This is a genomic window from Nonomuraea sp. NPDC051941 (assembly GCF_044593615.1).
Window position 1 is genome coordinate 30366 of record NZ_JBIUCF010000058.1, and the last position, 13373, is coordinate 43738.

General features: G+C 69.2%; 13 protein-coding genes. 6 read left to right on the top strand and 7 right to left on the bottom strand.

Translation table 11 applies throughout. The features are described 5' to 3' along the window. The first annotated feature begins 84 nt into the window (after positions 1 to 84). The 5 genes from ACIHFD_RS57120 to ACIHFD_RS57140 all read left to right on the top strand — a co-directional run bounded on the left by ACIHFD_RS57120 (position 85) and on the right by ACIHFD_RS57140 (position 5165). On the top strand, positions 85 to 2676 hold the full coding sequence (locus tag ACIHFD_RS57120) for a GNAT family N-acetyltransferase (RefSeq protein WP_397374061.1): 2592 nt from the start codon (positions 85 to 87) through the stop codon (positions 2674 to 2676). A gap of 88 nt (positions 2677 to 2764) precedes the next feature. Next, on the top strand, positions 2765 to 3181 hold the full coding sequence (locus ACIHFD_RS57125; protein ID WP_397374062.1) for an Hsp20/alpha crystallin family protein: 417 nt from the start codon (positions 2765 to 2767) through the stop codon (positions 3179 to 3181). Positions 3182 to 3187: 6 nt separating this feature from the next. After that, entirely contained in the window at positions 3188 to 3868 is a 681-nt protein-coding gene (locus ACIHFD_RS57130) for a CBS domain-containing protein (protein ID WP_397374063.1), read from the top strand. Positions 3869 to 3870: 2 nt separating this feature from the next. Continuing rightward, a complete protein-coding gene (locus ACIHFD_RS57135; protein ID WP_397374064.1) occupies positions 3871 to 4476 on the top strand; it encodes an HPP family protein in 606 nt (201 codons plus the stop codon). Further along, a complete protein-coding gene (locus ACIHFD_RS57140) occupies positions 4473 to 5165 on the top strand; it encodes a CBS domain-containing protein (protein ID WP_397374065.1) in 693 nt (230 codons plus the stop codon). Before ACIHFD_RS57135 ends, ACIHFD_RS57140 begins: the two co-directional genes overlap by 4 nt. 144 nt (positions 5166 to 5309) lie before the next feature. On the opposite strand, the gene ACIHFD_RS57145 is transcribed toward ACIHFD_RS57140, so the two are convergent. The 4 genes from ACIHFD_RS57145 to ACIHFD_RS57160 all read right to left on the bottom strand — a co-directional run bounded on the left by ACIHFD_RS57145 (position 5310) and on the right by ACIHFD_RS57160 (position 7989). Continuing rightward, positions 5310 to 6083: a DUF6544 family protein gene (locus ACIHFD_RS57145; RefSeq protein ID WP_397374066.1), complete on the bottom strand. Its 774-nt coding sequence runs from the start codon at positions 6081 to 6083 to the stop codon at positions 5310 to 5312. After that, positions 6080 to 6937 (bottom strand): universal stress protein, encoded by an 858-nt coding sequence (locus ACIHFD_RS57150; protein ID WP_397374067.1) that lies wholly within the window; start codon positions 6935 to 6937, stop codon positions 6080 to 6082. The genes ACIHFD_RS57145 and ACIHFD_RS57150 overlap by 4 nt, the downstream gene beginning before the upstream one ends. Positions 6938 to 6997: 60 nt before the next feature. Then, the gene (locus ACIHFD_RS57155; RefSeq protein WP_397374068.1) at positions 6998 to 7405 is read right to left on the bottom strand and encodes an Hsp20/alpha crystallin family protein; all 408 of its coding nucleotides are present in this window, start codon (positions 7403 to 7405) and stop codon (positions 6998 to 7000) included. A gap of 368 nt (positions 7406 to 7773) precedes the next feature. Then, on the bottom strand, positions 7774 to 7989 hold the full coding sequence (locus ACIHFD_RS57160) for a PLD nuclease N-terminal domain-containing protein (protein WP_397374069.1): 216 nt from the start codon (positions 7987 to 7989) through the stop codon (positions 7774 to 7776). 181 nt (positions 7990 to 8170) lie between these two features. Between ACIHFD_RS57160 and ACIHFD_RS57165 the strand changes: the two genes are divergently transcribed. Beyond that, positions 8171 to 9577: a DUF4389 domain-containing protein gene (locus tag ACIHFD_RS57165; RefSeq protein WP_397374070.1), complete on the top strand. Its 1407-nt coding sequence runs from the start codon at positions 8171 to 8173 to the stop codon at positions 9575 to 9577. Between the two features lie 424 nt (positions 9578 to 10001). Here the strand turns inward: ACIHFD_RS57165 and ACIHFD_RS57170 are convergent, their stop codons facing one another. The 3 genes from ACIHFD_RS57170 to ACIHFD_RS57180 form a co-directional block, all read right to left on the bottom strand. Continuing rightward, complete coding sequence (locus tag ACIHFD_RS57170) at positions 10002 to 11492, bottom strand: CocE/NonD family hydrolase (RefSeq protein ID WP_397374071.1); 1491 nt, start codon at positions 11490 to 11492, stop codon at positions 10002 to 10004. Positions 11493 to 11815: 323 nt separating this feature from the next. After that, complete coding sequence (locus ACIHFD_RS57175; RefSeq protein WP_397374072.1) at positions 11816 to 12340, bottom strand: hypothetical protein; 525 nt, start codon at positions 12338 to 12340, stop codon at positions 11816 to 11818. Between the two features lie 94 nt (positions 12341 to 12434). Then, a complete protein-coding gene (locus ACIHFD_RS57180; protein ID WP_397374073.1) occupies positions 12435 to 13316 on the bottom strand; it encodes a universal stress protein in 882 nt (293 codons plus the stop codon). Positions 13317 to 13373 lie beyond the last annotated feature (57 nt).

Below are 13373 nucleotides of genomic sequence, written 5' to 3' on the forward strand. Positions count from 1 at the left end.
CTGCCGAGGAGCCTCGGTAGTGAGAGGTACGCCACGCTCACGCCGACAAGACCTGCGCGACACATAAGGAACGGGAGATCCGGCATGTCCGAGGGTTACGACGTCCTGCTGCGCGATGGCGACATCGCCCACGTGCGCCCGCTCCGCCCCACCGATGGCCAAGCCCTGCACGAGCTGGTCGACCGCTCGTCGGAACGCTCGGCCTACCTGCGTTTCTTCACCGGCGGCCGCAACACCGCGCACGCCTACATCGACCGCATCACCGGTGACAAGTACGACGGCCACGCGCTGGTGGCCGGCCTGCGCGGCCGGCTGGTCGCGGTCGCCGAGTACATCCCCATCGATGGCGGCAGGGCCGACCTGGCCATCCTCCTGGACGACGCCGTGCACGGGCATGGCCTGGGCACGCTGCTGCTGGAGCACCTCGCCGTGAACGCCGCCGAGCACGGCGTGCGCGAGCTGGTCGCCGACGTGCTGGCCGAGAACCGGCCGATGATCCGGGTGCTGCGCGACCTCGGCCTGAACGTGGTCCAGCGATTCGACGGGGGCACCCTGCACGTCAGCATCGCCGCCGAGCCCACCCCCAGGCTGATGGCGGCCATCGAGGCCCGTGACCACGAGGCCGGGCGGGCCTCGTTGGCGCGGGTGCTGGCGCCGCGTTCGGTGGCGGTGATCGGCGCCGGCCGCAACGAGCGGTCGGTCGGGCACAAGGTGCTGCGCAACCTCATCGACGGCGGCTTCGGCGGGCCGATCTACCCCGTCAACCCCAACGCCGACGAGATCGCCGGGCTGGCCTGCCACGCGAAGGTGCCCGGCGGCGTGGACCTGGCGGTCGTGGCGGTGCCCGCCCGGCTCGTGCTCCAGGTGGCACGCGACTGCGCGGCGGCCGGGGTGGCCGGGCTGGTGGTACTGACGTCGGGGTTCGCCGAGGCCGGGCAGCGCGGCGCGGAGTCGGAAGTGCTGCAGCTGTGCCGTACCGCCGGAATGCGGCTGATCGGCCCGAACTGCCTGGGCGTGGTCAACACCGGAGCCTGGCTGAATGCCAGCTTCCTGCCGCACCGGCCCGTCCGCGGGCGGGTGGCGTTGATGTCACAGTCCGGCGCCGTAGGGGCGGCGCTGCTGGACCGGCTGGACGTGTCGTCGTTCGTGTCGGTCGGCAACAAGGCCGACGTCAGCGGCAACGACCTGCTCGAATACTGGGAGGACGACGACGACACCTGCGTGATCGCGCTGTATCTGGAGTCGTTCGGAAACCCGCGCAAGTTCGCCCGCATCGCCCGCCGGGTCGGCAAGCGCAAGCCGGTGCTGCTGGTCAAGAGCGGCCGCGGCGAGGCCGGCGGCCGGGCGGTGCGCTCGCACACCGCCGCCGCGGCCACCCCGGACGTGGCCGTGGACGCGCTCACCCGCGCCGCCGGCGTGATCCGGCTCGACAGCGTCCACGAGCTGATCGACGTCGCCAAACTGCTGGCCGCCCAGCCGCTGCCGGCCGGGCGCCGGGTGGCCATCGTGGGCAACTCGGGCGGGCCGCAGGCGATGGCCGCCGACGCCTGCGAGCGGCACGGCCTGACCGTCCCCGAGCTGCCGCCCGGACTGCTCGACGCCCGTGCCGCCGCCGCGCTGGGCAACCCGGTCGACCTGACCGCCGACGCCACCGCGGCCGAGATCGGCGCCGCCGTCGAGGCGCTCGCCGCCTCGCCCGACGTCGACGTGGTACTCGTCGTCTACACCCCGCCGTTCGGCGACGGTCTGGAGACGACCCGCCAGGCCATCGCGGACGCCACCAAGAGATCGGCCAGGACCGTGCTGGCCTGCATCGTCGGCCACGACGGCCTGATCGACGGACGCGTGCCCAGCTACGCCTTCCCCGAACAGGCCGTCCAGGCGCTGGCCCACGCCGTGGATTACGCCGAATGGCGCAGCCGCCCCGTCGAACCCGTTCCAGTACCTCCACCTGCTGATGAAAAGACCGCCCGGGAGATCGTCCGCTCGGCGTTGGAGACGCGCCCGGACGGCGGCTGGCTCTCCCCCGCCGACACGGCCCGGCTGCTCTCCTGCTACGGCATGACGCCGGCGGAGTCCATCGACGTGGACGGGCCCGAGGCCGCCGCCGCGGCGGCCTCCCGCATCGGGCTGCCCGTCGTACTCAAGGCCACAGGTCCCGTACACAAAAGCGACGTCGGCGGGGTACGGCTGAACCTCCAGACGCCAGATGAAGTACGGCAGGCGTATCACGACATGTCGGCACGGATCGGCGCGGAGATGACCGGGGCGATCGTCCAGCGCATGCTGCCCGGCGGCGTGGAGATCATCGTCGGCGGTGTCAACTACCCGACGTTCGGCCCGCTGCTCATGGTCGGCATGGGCGGAGTGATGGCCGACCTGCTGGCCGACCGCACCTTCCGGGTGCCACCCATCACCGACGCCCTCGACATGATCGGCGAGCTGCGCTGCGCCCCGCTGCTGCACGGCTACCGCGGTTCACCACCCGCCGACGTCCCCGCCCTGGCCGATCAGGTCGTACGGATCAGCAGGCTGCTCGAAGACCTGCCGCAGGTGGCCGAACTCGACCTCAACCCGGTCATCGTCACACCGAGCGGCGCGACCACGGTCGACGCCCGGATCAGGGTGGCACCCTGCGAAAAGCCGCCCTCGCCTCTGCTTCGCCGACTTCGCTGACCAACGACCGTCCCGTTTCGGGACCTCTGCCCCTAAAACGTCGACCATTCGCGAGATGCGATGGAAGCGACACAACAAGGAGGAAGGCATGAACCCCATCGTGCACCGGGAGCGAGGACTCTTCCCGGAGATCTTCGACCTGCTCGAAGTACCGCTCGCCGGGCTGCGCCCGCCGCCGCGGATCAGATTCGAGGACTTGGTCAAGGATGGCCGGTACGTGCTGCGCGCCGAGCTGCCCGGCATCGACCCCGACAAGGACGTCGAGATCACCCTGGCCAACGGCATCCTGACCATCCACGCCGAGCGCCGCCACGAGGAGAAGGACGCGCACCGCACCGAGTTCGCCTACGGCGCGTTCACCCGATCGATCGCGCTGCCCACCGACGCGGACGACAAGGACGTCACGGCCACCTACGACATGGGCATCCTCGAGGTCAGCGTGAAGCTCGCCGAACGCAAGCCGGCCAGCACCCGCATCCTCGTGCAGAAGTCGGAAAGGAGCTGACCGACGATGCGCATGACTGTCGAAGACGTGATGACGGCCAAGGTCGTCTCCGTCACCGCCGCCACCCCGTTCAAGGACATCGCCCAAGCACTCATCACCGGCGGCATCAGCGCCGTCCCAGTGCTGGACGACGACGACCATGTGATCGGCATGGTCTCCGAGGCCGACCTGCTCCGCAAGGAGGAGTTCCGCGAGGAGTTCTACAACGAGGGCTACCGCCCGCCGCTGCGCGCCCGGCTGCGCCACCCCAAGGGCCGCCAGAAAGCCGAAGGCGACACCGCCGCCGACCTGATGACCAGCCCCGCCATCACCATCACCCCCGCGGCGACCGCGGTCGCGGCCGCCCGCCTCATGGACGCCCACGACGTCAAACGCCTGGCCGTCGTCGACCGCAACAGTCGGCTGCAGGGCGTCGTCAGCCGCCGCGACCTGGTCAAGCTGTTCCTGCGCGACGACGAGGAGATCGCCGCCGAGATCCGCGACGACATTCTCGACCGCACCCTGTGGGTGGACACCTCCAGCGTCACCGTCTCCGTGAACAACGGCGTGGTCACTCTGTCAGGGTGGATGGACCGCCGCACCGAGGCGGGCATCGCGGCCCGCATGACCAGCCGGGTCAACGGCGTGGTCGACGTCGTCAACAAGCTGACCTGGAAAACCGACGACTCCACGTGGGAGGCCAGGTAGCCATGCTCGTGCGCGAGGTCATGAGCAGCCCGGCCATGACGGTCCGCCACACCGACCCGGTGCGGCGGGCCATCCGGCGGCTCTACGGTCACAACATCACCGCCGCTCCGGTCGTCGACGAAAGCGGCCACCTCGTGGGCGTGGTCAGCGAGCTCGACCTGCTGCGCGGCGAGTTCGAGCCCGACCCCCGCGCCACCGTACGGCCCACCCCGAGCTCCCATGAGCCCCCACCGCGCCAGGTGATGGACGTCATGACCAGTGACGTCGTCACCGTCACCGAGACGACCGATGTCACCAGCGCCATCGACCTCATGGTCGGCAAGCGCATCAAGAGTCTGCCCGTACTCCGCGGCCACGAGGTCGTCGGCATGGTGAGCCGCTGCGACCTGATGGCCATGCTCGCCCGCCCCGACGGCGAGCTGCGCGAGGCGGTGGTCACCGCGCTGCGCGAGCAGTATCCCTTCGGCCCGAGCTGGCAGGTCACCGTGCGCGACGGCGTGGCCGAGCTGAGCGGGCCGCCCCACGAGCACGCCGACCACATCGCCGACCTGCTCGCCCGTACCGTGCCCGGCATCGTCCGGGTCAAGCATCATCGGAGATCCCCATGAGAACCACCGTCGAGAACGTCATGACCACGGACGTGGCCGCCGTCAACCAGGGCGCCTCCTTCCACGCCGTGGCCGAGCTGCTCATCAGCAGGGGTGTCAGCGGCGTGCCCGTGCTGGACGACGACAACCACGTCGTGGGCGTGGTGTCCGAGGCCGACCTGCTGGCCAAGCACGAGTTCAAGGAGCGCTACTACGGCGACGGCTACCGCCCGCCGCTGCGCGCCCGCCTGCGCCACACCGTCGGCAGCGAGGGCAGCGGCTTCTACAAGGCCCTCGGCGAGACCGCCGGCGAGCTGATGACCGCCCCCGCCCACACCACCACCCCCGACGCCTCCGTCGTCCTCGCCGCACGGCAGATGGACAAGTACGGCGTAAAGCGCCTGCCCGTGGTCGACGCCGGCGGCAGGCTCATCGGCATCGTCAGCCGCCGCGACCTGGTCAAAGTCTTCCTCCGCGACGACGCCGACATCGCCAACCAGGTCCGGGAAACGATCCACAGCGACACCCTCGGCGTGGAGGTCACCGTGTCCGACGCCGTGGTCACCCTGTCCGGAACGCTCGCCGAGCACAGCCAGGCCATCAAGGCCGTCCGCCTGATCGAGAACATCGACGGCGTCGTGGCCGTCCACGACAACCTCAGCTGGAAGAACGACGACATCGTCAACTACCCGGTGTGGGGCGGCGCCTGACATGAAGCCGGCTGTCCCTCGACTCGCCGGACAACACGGACACGCTGTCGTGGGCACAAGCGTCCCACGACAGCGTGATCCCATCTCCATCAGCAGCGCAAATGGACGTGGGCCGCGGGGAGCCTCAGCCCAGCATGGCCGGGATCATCGGAACAACGCGTCGTCAAGGGTGAAGCGGATGAACTCGCCATCGGTCCACCGCTCTGTCCCCGGCCACCAGCCGCCTCGTATCCGCACAGGCAGGGTGAACCCGTCCCAGGTGATCTCGTCCCCGCAGTCGACACCGAACAGATGCTCGCGATACGTGCCCTTGTCGGGATTGCCCCAACGGCTCATGGTCACCCTCTCCAGTCGGCCGTCCGGCGCTATGGTCAGGGTCATATCGTGATCCACGGAGCCGATCGGAAGGCTGGCGACAGCACGTCGCCCGTCAAGTGCCTTCCACCGCACGCGTGGATCGAGCGCTGCCGCGGGCGCTAGCACGAACTCGCACGCCAACCTCCCGGCCGCGCTCCTGGTGATATCCGGCCCAGTGCCTGACATCATCGAAAAGGTGTCAAGCAAGCGCCAGCGCATCTCGCCGGCCTCGGCGCGGTACCGATCGAAGCCGTGCACCGGCAGCAACCCGAGAAAGACGCTCGCGGACCAGACAAAGCCCTCCAACGGCCGCAGGACCTGAGTGGCCCGGAACCGCCGCCACGCACCGAGCTTGATCGTGCCGCGCATGCTCAGGACGACGGCCCGCAGCAAGGACGTACCAGGGGCGATGGCGTGCAGGACCCAGCGCCGCGCCGGTTCGGGCAGCAGGTCGGCCTGTCCTGGGTCGAACACGCCCGCTTGCTCGGTCGCACGCTGCAACACGTCCCAGTCATGCCGTGCTTCTTCGGTGAGGTGCGGCGGCGCGACGATCACGGTCATGGCCGCCTCCTCGGCGTACCGATCACGGCCACCGGGCAGCGCGCCCTGTGCAGAACCCCATGGCTGACCGAGCCGAGCACCGCGGCGGTGAACCCGCCCCTGCCGCGTGACCCCACGACGACGAGATCGGCCGCCTTCGACGCCTCGACCAGGGCCGGAACCGGGTGTCCAGGCACGATCGACTCGACCAATTCGACCTCAGAGTATTTGTCCCGCCAGGGTGCCAGACGCCGCCCGATCTCGGCCGCCTCGTCGACGGGAATGGGACCGTATCCGGCAGGATGCGGGGCGAGAACGGGGTATCGCCTGCCGTAGAGCACGCGAACCCGCGTCGTGCGAACGGTGGCTTGGTGGAGGGCGTACGCCATCGCGCGGTCCGCGTCCGGGGAGCCGTCGTAGCCGACCACGATCTCACCGCGCTCCTCGCGCGGGAGCACCCGGACGACGACCAGCGGGCTGTCGGTGTGCCCGGCGAGCCCGAGCGCCACCGAGCCGACCACCAGCCCGGTGTATCCGCCCAGCCCCCGGCTGCCCACCACCAAGGTCTCGGCCGCCTCCGACTCGCTCCTGAGCCGCTCCATCACCGCACCGGTGACCAGGGCGGTCGAGATCTGCGTCCCCGGGGCGAGCGTACGTGCCTGCTCGGCCGCGGCGTCGAGCAGGAGGTTGCACCGCTCGGTCAACGTCTCCTTGCCGCTGGAGGCGGTGAGCGGGTGCTCGGCCGCCCAGGGCTCGCGCACGTGCACGATGCGCAGCGGCAGACTTGCACGTACGGCGTCCTCGGCGGCCCAGGCGAGGGCTGACCTCGCGGCCTTCGATCCATCAACGCCCACGACGATTGCTCGGTTCATCATCGACCTTCTTCAGAAACAGCGAAGCGTGGGCAGGCGCCCCGTCCCACGCTCGCCCAGGCGTCAGTGCTCGACGGTGATCCGCCGGCCCTCCGCCTTCCTTCCTTCGGCCAGCCCAACGCTGACCTCCAGGACGCCGCCCTTGTAGACCGCCTTGACGTCGTCGGTCTTGGCCGTCGCCGGCAGCGTCACCGACCGGGAGAGCGACCCGTAGGCGAACTCGGAGCGGTGCGGCTCGGTGGTCTTCCGGCTCTTCTCTGCCCGGATGTGAAGCACGCCGTCGTCCACGATGACCTCGACATCCTTGTCGGGGTCGATTCCGGGTAGTTCTACGCGCAGCACATACCGGCCGTCTGCGACGTAATCCTCGACCCGGAGGATCTGTCCGAACGGCCGGAACCCGAGCGTCGGGTGCTCCAGCCACTCCAGCAGCTCCGGGATCCTGATCTCCCGCCGGTCAGGCAGGTTCATCGCGGCCTCCTTCCGTGGTCCCGATCTCCCACGCCTCCAGCTCACACCCGACGCGCCTGCGGCGGCAGAGGAGGAAGTCCTCGTTGCCAGGGACCATCGGCCGCCCACGGCCATCGCGCCGATCAACAAGGCCGGGAGGGAACGATGGGATAAATCAAGCGCACCAGCGCGGCCCCGCTCAGAGCCGCGACCGCGGGTCCGGACGGCGGGGAGCACGGCTCTCAGCGCGTACGCCTGAGCGCGGCCGTTGACGGTCAACAGAATGATCCGCTTCGACAGCAGGCCATGTAACGGTGTTCGGGGCAGCCAGGCGACGACCGGGTTCACCATGCGGCTCTGGAGACGATCGAGCGCCTTCCACAGCGAGATCACGTGCATGGCCGTCGTCGTCCCCACAGCAGGTAGGAGATGGGCCCGAACGGCTGCACGAAGATCCCCAGCCACCACAGCCCCTTATGCCCGCGCACATCGTGCTGAGGGCGGAAGCAGAGATCAACCGCGGCAGCCGTGGTCAGCGAGACCTCCACGGACACCAGCGTCAGCAGCATGCCCTGCTGTCTCTTCGACATCTCGTCCCAGCGCATCGGCGGACTCCCTTCTCTCATGCCCTTGGGCACCAGAGTGGCGCTCTCGCCGACCACCGTCTGGGGCACGAAGTCCCAAGTCTGAGGTCCTTGGACCTTCTTCCGTGTCCGGTGTCCATCGGCGCCCAGATCGGGACCTTCGCCTCCAGGCATCTGTGCGGAACGATGGTGCGCTCGAAGCATGAGTACTTATCCCGTAAGAGTGGAGGCGCGGCTCGAGGAGCCGCTCAATCGTGGCCTCTGGATCGTCAAGTGGCTCCTGGCGATACCCCACTACATCGTTCTGAGCCTGCTGTGGATCGCCTTCGCGGTCCTCACCGTCATCGCGTTCTTCGCGATCCTTTTCACCGGCCGCTACCCACGCGCATTGTTCGACTTCAATGTCGGCGTCCTGCGCTGGACCTGGCGGGTGGCGTACTACACCTACGGCGCCCTGGGCACCGACCGCTACCCACCCTTCACGCTCGGCCCGGCCCCGGGCTACCCGGCCACGCTGGAAATCGACTATCCCGAGCGGCTCTCCCGCGGGCTGGTGCTGGTCAAGTGGTGGTTGCTGGCTCTCCCGCACTATCTCATCGTGGGCCTGTTCACCAGCGGCAGCGTGATCTCCTGGTGGAGCGGCCTGCCCGACGGCGGCGGCGTCCTCTACACGCTCGACTGGGGCGGTCTCATCGGGCTGCTGGTCCTCGTCGCCGCCCTGTCCCTGCTGTTCACCGGCCGCTACCCCCACGGCATCCACGACCTCGTTGTCGGCATGAACCGGTGGGCGCTCAGAGTGGCCGCCTACGCCACCCTCATGACCGACGCGTACCCGCCCTTCCGGCTGGAGCAGGGCGGCCACGAGCTGCCCCGCGTGGACGCACCGTCCGCTCCACGACATGCGCCTGTACGGCACAACGCCGGCTCAATCGTGGCGATGGTGCTGGGTGCGGTGCTCGCCTTCGGCGCGATCGGGACAGCCGCGGCCGGCTCGCTCTCGGCACTGCTCGCCCAGTCCCGCTCCGGCGATGGCTTCGTCAGCACGACCAGCGAGCGGATCGCCACCCCGGCGTACGCGCTGACCACGGACGAGATCGCCGTTGACGGCCAGGGCGTGGAGTATCTGCGCGGCTTCACCGGTAAGGTCCGCATTGAGGCGACCACCACTGGTAACCCGCTCTTCATCGGCATCGGCCGCCGAACCGACGTGGACGCATATCTGAAGAACGCCGGCTACGACCGCATCACTCACCTGGCCTTCGGACCGGGGCCCGACGACATTGCCTACGCGCGGCACCTGGGCGGTCAGCCTGCCGCTCCTCCCACCACGCAGACCTTCTGGACGGCCACGGGGTCGGGAAGTCTCGAATGGGACATCGAACCGGGCGACTGGACGATCGTGATCATGAACTCGGACTCGAGTCCCACGATCTCGGCAGATCTCCGGCTGGCCGCCGCCCTCCCGTGGCTGGACGAACTGACCACCTGGCTGTTCGTCGCGACCGGGATCCTGCTGATCTCCGGCATTGGGCTCATTCTGTTCGGCATCGGCCTCACCAGGAGCACCGTCCCTGACACGCCGCATGCCGCACCGACGCCCCGGCTCTGAAGACACTCGCTCACAAGCATGACGACTGCCACGACGCCCGTGAACCTTCACCTGATCACACGGGCTTCCGTGACCTTGGGCAGGACTTCGTCCCCGGGCGCGAGCGACCCCGTCGCATGGCCGAACGTGTCCAGGCTCCGTGAAAGGGAGCCATCCACGTCGTTCATCGTCCGTCCAAGAAAGTACCGGGTTGAGGACCCGGCGGACAGCCGTTGGCGACTCGATCCGCTTCGCGGGGAAGCGAGTCCGGCGCACTCGGACCGGTCAGCACAGCAACCTGGGCGGTGCGAGGGGACCTGCGCTGGTCAGGTTGGTGAAGATGCCGATGAACAGACTGCAGGCGAGGGGGATCTCAAGCAGCACGCGGGCGTGACGGAAGCCGCACCGAAGTACCACACAGCCTCGCCTCATGCTCACGCCGCAGCTACACGACGGGCAGGATGAGCGCCGAGGGATGCGCGGCATCGTGGAGGATCTCCTGGTCGGCGGGGCGCATCGCGGTTGTGGTGGCGAGCGGTTCACCGGTGCCTGGGTTGCGGTCGTACATGGGGTGCGCGCCGCTGGAGATCTGCAGGCGGATGCGGTGGCCGGGCTTGAAGCAGTGGGCCGTGGGGGTCAGGCTGATGGTCACCTGCCGGGTGCCGCCCTGGTCGAGACGGATGATGCCGTCGCACAGGTTGGTGGACGTGCCCTTGGGTGCGACGTCGCACAGGCGGGCGAAGAAGTCGGTGTGGTCGAGCGTCGAGCGGGCGTGCAGGCTGACCGAGACGGTGCCCATGATGGTCGTGTCGGCTCGTACTGGGTCGCCGGTGAAGGTGAGGACGTCCGGGCGGGCCTCGAGTTTGCGGTTGTCCTTGGCACCGCCACCGCTGATCACCGCACCGCCGAGGCTGGGCGTCGGGTCGGCGGGGTCGTAGCGGTAGCGCGAGGGCTGATCCTGGCTTGCGGGTGGCTCCGTGGACGACGAACCTCCGGCTCGCAGGTAGTGCAGTACGGGAGTGGACGGAGGCGGCCAGGACGGCAGGTCAACCCACGTGTCGGCGCCCATCACGCAGACCCGCACCGGAGCGGAGCGCAGCGCGCCGACGTCACCGCGAAGGTGAGCGTCGTACCATTCCAGGCTCTCCTTGAAGCCGGCCTTCATGCCGGGCAGCGACGCGTGGGTCCACGGGCCGATGGTGAGGTAGGGGTTCTTGCCCGCGTCCCGTAGTGCCTGGTAGTCGGCGAGTTCGTCGCGGAGGAAGAAGTCGTACCATCCGGCCAGGAAGTGCACGGGGGCCTGGATGCCGGGGACGTGCTTGGAGTTGTCCGTCGCGGCCCACAGATCGTCCTCCGGTCTGCCGTACCGCACGATGTCCTGGAAGAAGGGGATGGGGCGCCCGAGCGCCGCGTGGTCTGCTTCGCCGACCGGCAGGTGCTGAAAGCCAGCGCGTAAGGCGCTGGTACGCCGGAGCGTCACCCGGGTCTTGTCGAGCAGTGACGTGGCGAGATGGCCGTTGTAGGTGGTGTACAGCCAGCTGAGCGCGCCGTCGAGGCGCATCGGCTCGCCGCGCAGCACGCCGTAGACACGGGAGGCGGCCATCTGCGGCACCAGCGCCTTGAGGTAGTCGGGGGCGCCCGCGCCCGAGGCCAGTTGCACGTAGCCGTAGTAGCTGAGGCCGAACATGGCCACCGAGCCGCTGAACCACGGCTGGGTGGCGAGCCATTCCAGCGTCGCCAGGCCGTCCTCGCGCTCGTTCCTGAACGGCTCGAACTCTCCGGTGGAGCCGAAGGTGCCGCGGCAGTTCTGGAAGACCACCTGGTAGCCGCGCTCGGCCAGGAGACGGCTCATCAGGTCCGCCTTACCCCTCCATCCGGGCAAGATTCTGAGCGCCACGATCGAGGACGTATCGGCCTCGACGGTCGTCGGCCCCACACCAGCGAGGTCGTCCGCCTCGACGTCGACGACGTTCGTCTGCCAGCCCGTAGGGGCCGACTGCGCAGCGGCGATGTGGCGGGGCTGTGCCGGTCTCGATAGGTGGCGATCAATCGCTCCTGAAGGAGCGTAATTGCTGAACCTACATCCACGATCGATCCCACGCTCGCGAGGCAGTAGAGGACCCGGTCACGCGGCATCAGGACCTCCAGCCTTCGGTCTTACGAAGTTTCAGGCTCGTTCGACGTCCATTCGCATCGGGCGCGCCCGCAAAGCGCGACGCCCGCCTCCGGTGGCCGGAGGCGGGCGGGTGGCGGTCGGCACTACTTCAGCCAGGGGGTGCGCTGGACGATCGGCAGGTTGCCGAGTCCGAACGTGGTGCCCGCGCCGGCGAGGGCGAGGCCGATGAGCACGATCGAGTAGATGAGGTGGTCGTCCACGAAGGGGTTGTTGGCCAGGGGCAGTTCGGCCGCCCACATGAGGACCAGCATCAGCGTGCCGGCGCCGGCGGCGACGCGGGTGCCGATGCCCAGGACCAGCGCGAGGCCGATGCCCAGCAGGCCGGCCATGAACAGCCAGTCCACCCAGGCCTGTCCGGCGAGGGAGCCGAAGAAGCCGCCAAGTGCGTTCTCGCCGGTGCCCTTGAGGAAGCCGGTGGTGGGGCTGCCGCCGGCGATCCAGGCGCGGTTGGCGGGAGTGGCGAAGCCCCAGCCGAAGGTCTTGTCCAGGAAGGCCCACAGGAAGATCCAGCCGATCGAGATCCGGGCGATCGCCCAGACGTAGTCGACCGGTTGCTTGCCGGCGGCGGTAGCAGTCTGCCTGCCGGACGTGTTGACGGTGGTGGCCATGACGGCCCCCTTTCGCTGCGGATGCGTCGTCCTTGTCACACCTCAAGCACACCGCCTGCGGCCTTCGGGAAGCAGTGCCGTACGGCCCCCAGCGTCAGGACCTTCGTCCCGTCAATGCGCTGGGAGGAGGGGCGGCGCAGTCGTCGTGCACGATGGCGACCGGACACGGTGCGTGATGCACGATGGCCTGGCTGACCGACCCGAGCAGCAGTCCCCGGACCTCGCCCAGACCCCGCGAGCCGACCACCAGCAGGCGCGCCTTACATGCCGCTTCGAGCAGCGCCGGGCGCGCCGGCTCGTCCACCAGCTCGATGCCGGCCCGTAGGTCCGGATACCGGCGCCGCAGCAGGGTCAGCTCGTCCCAGGCCAGCCCTTCGGCTTGGACAGGCGTTTGCAGCGCGCCGGCATCTCGGCCGCGGCCCTGATATGCGATCACTACCTTGAGCAAAGCTCCCAGCCGAACCGCCTCTCCGGCAGCGAAGTCCAGCGCCGCCACGGACGACCGTGAGGAGTCGAACCCCGCCACCACCTCTCGGGCGCCGTGGGCCTCCGCAGGGCCTCGCATGACGATTACGGGACACCTGGCATGCGCGGCGACATGGCCGCTGACGGAGCCGGCCACCAATCCTCCGAGTGCGCCAAGGCCGCGACAGCCCACCACGATCAGTGCCGCGTCCGTGGACAGCTCCACGAGAAGCTCGCCCGGCCTGCCGCGATCGATCAGCGTGTTGACGGTGATGTCAGGGTGTCGACGGCGGACCCGCCCCGCGGCGGCTTCGACGAGTCGCTGCGCTGGGCGGCGGACGAGTTCGAGCGGCACGATCTCGCCGGGCCACTCGTGGTACGGCCACTCCCAGGCGTGGCACACGGTCAGGGGCAGCCTCCTGTCTGTGGCTTCGGCAGCACCCCATCGCAGGGCCTCTCTTGCCGATGGGGCATCCTCATAGCCCACCGCTACGCCGAATTCGTTCTTCATCGTCGCCTCCGCTCGATCGCTCTCCCTTCACGGTCTTCCTGCCAGGCTGTTCCGCTA

What these genes read in the sequence shown, in the direction of transcription:
- ACIHFD_RS57120 (WP_397374061.1), top strand. Translation starts at nt 85, where the DNA reads ATGTCCGAGGGTTACGACGTCCTGCTGCGCGATGGCGACATCGCCCAC.
- ACIHFD_RS57130 (WP_397374063.1), top strand. Translation starts at nt 3,188, where the DNA reads ATGCGCATGACTGTCGAAGACGTGATGACGGCCAAGGTCGTCTCCGTC.
- ACIHFD_RS57165 (WP_397374070.1), top strand. Translation starts at nt 8,171, where the DNA reads ATGAGTACTTATCCCGTAAGAGTGGAGGCGCGGCTCGAGGAGCCGCTC.
- ACIHFD_RS57175 (WP_397374072.1), bottom strand. Translation starts at nt 12,340, where the DNA reads ATGGCCACCACCGTCAACACGTCCGGCAGGCAGACTGCTACCGCCGCC.
- ACIHFD_RS57150 (WP_397374067.1), bottom strand. Translation starts at nt 6,937, where the DNA reads ATGATGAACCGAGCAATCGTCGTGGGCGTTGATGGATCGAAGGCCGCG.
- ACIHFD_RS57155 (WP_397374068.1), bottom strand. Translation starts at nt 7,405, where the DNA reads ATGAACCTGCCTGACCGGCGGGAGATCAGGATCCCGGAGCTGCTGGAG.
- ACIHFD_RS57160 (WP_397374069.1), bottom strand. Translation starts at nt 7,989, where the DNA reads ATGCGCTGGGACGAGATGTCGAAGAGACAGCAGGGCATGCTGCTGACG.
- ACIHFD_RS57135 (WP_397374064.1), top strand. Translation starts at nt 3,871, where the DNA reads ATGCTCGTGCGCGAGGTCATGAGCAGCCCGGCCATGACGGTCCGCCAC.
- ACIHFD_RS57140 (WP_397374065.1), top strand. Translation starts at nt 4,473, where the DNA reads ATGAGAACCACCGTCGAGAACGTCATGACCACGGACGTGGCCGCCGTC.
- ACIHFD_RS57145 (WP_397374066.1), bottom strand. Translation starts at nt 6,083, where the DNA reads ATGACCGTGATCGTCGCGCCGCCGCACCTCACCGAAGAAGCACGGCAT.
- ACIHFD_RS57125 (WP_397374062.1), top strand. Translation starts at nt 2,765, where the DNA reads ATGAACCCCATCGTGCACCGGGAGCGAGGACTCTTCCCGGAGATCTTC.
- ACIHFD_RS57180 (WP_397374073.1), bottom strand. Translation starts at nt 13,316, where the DNA reads ATGAAGAACGAATTCGGCGTAGCGGTGGGCTATGAGGATGCCCCATCG.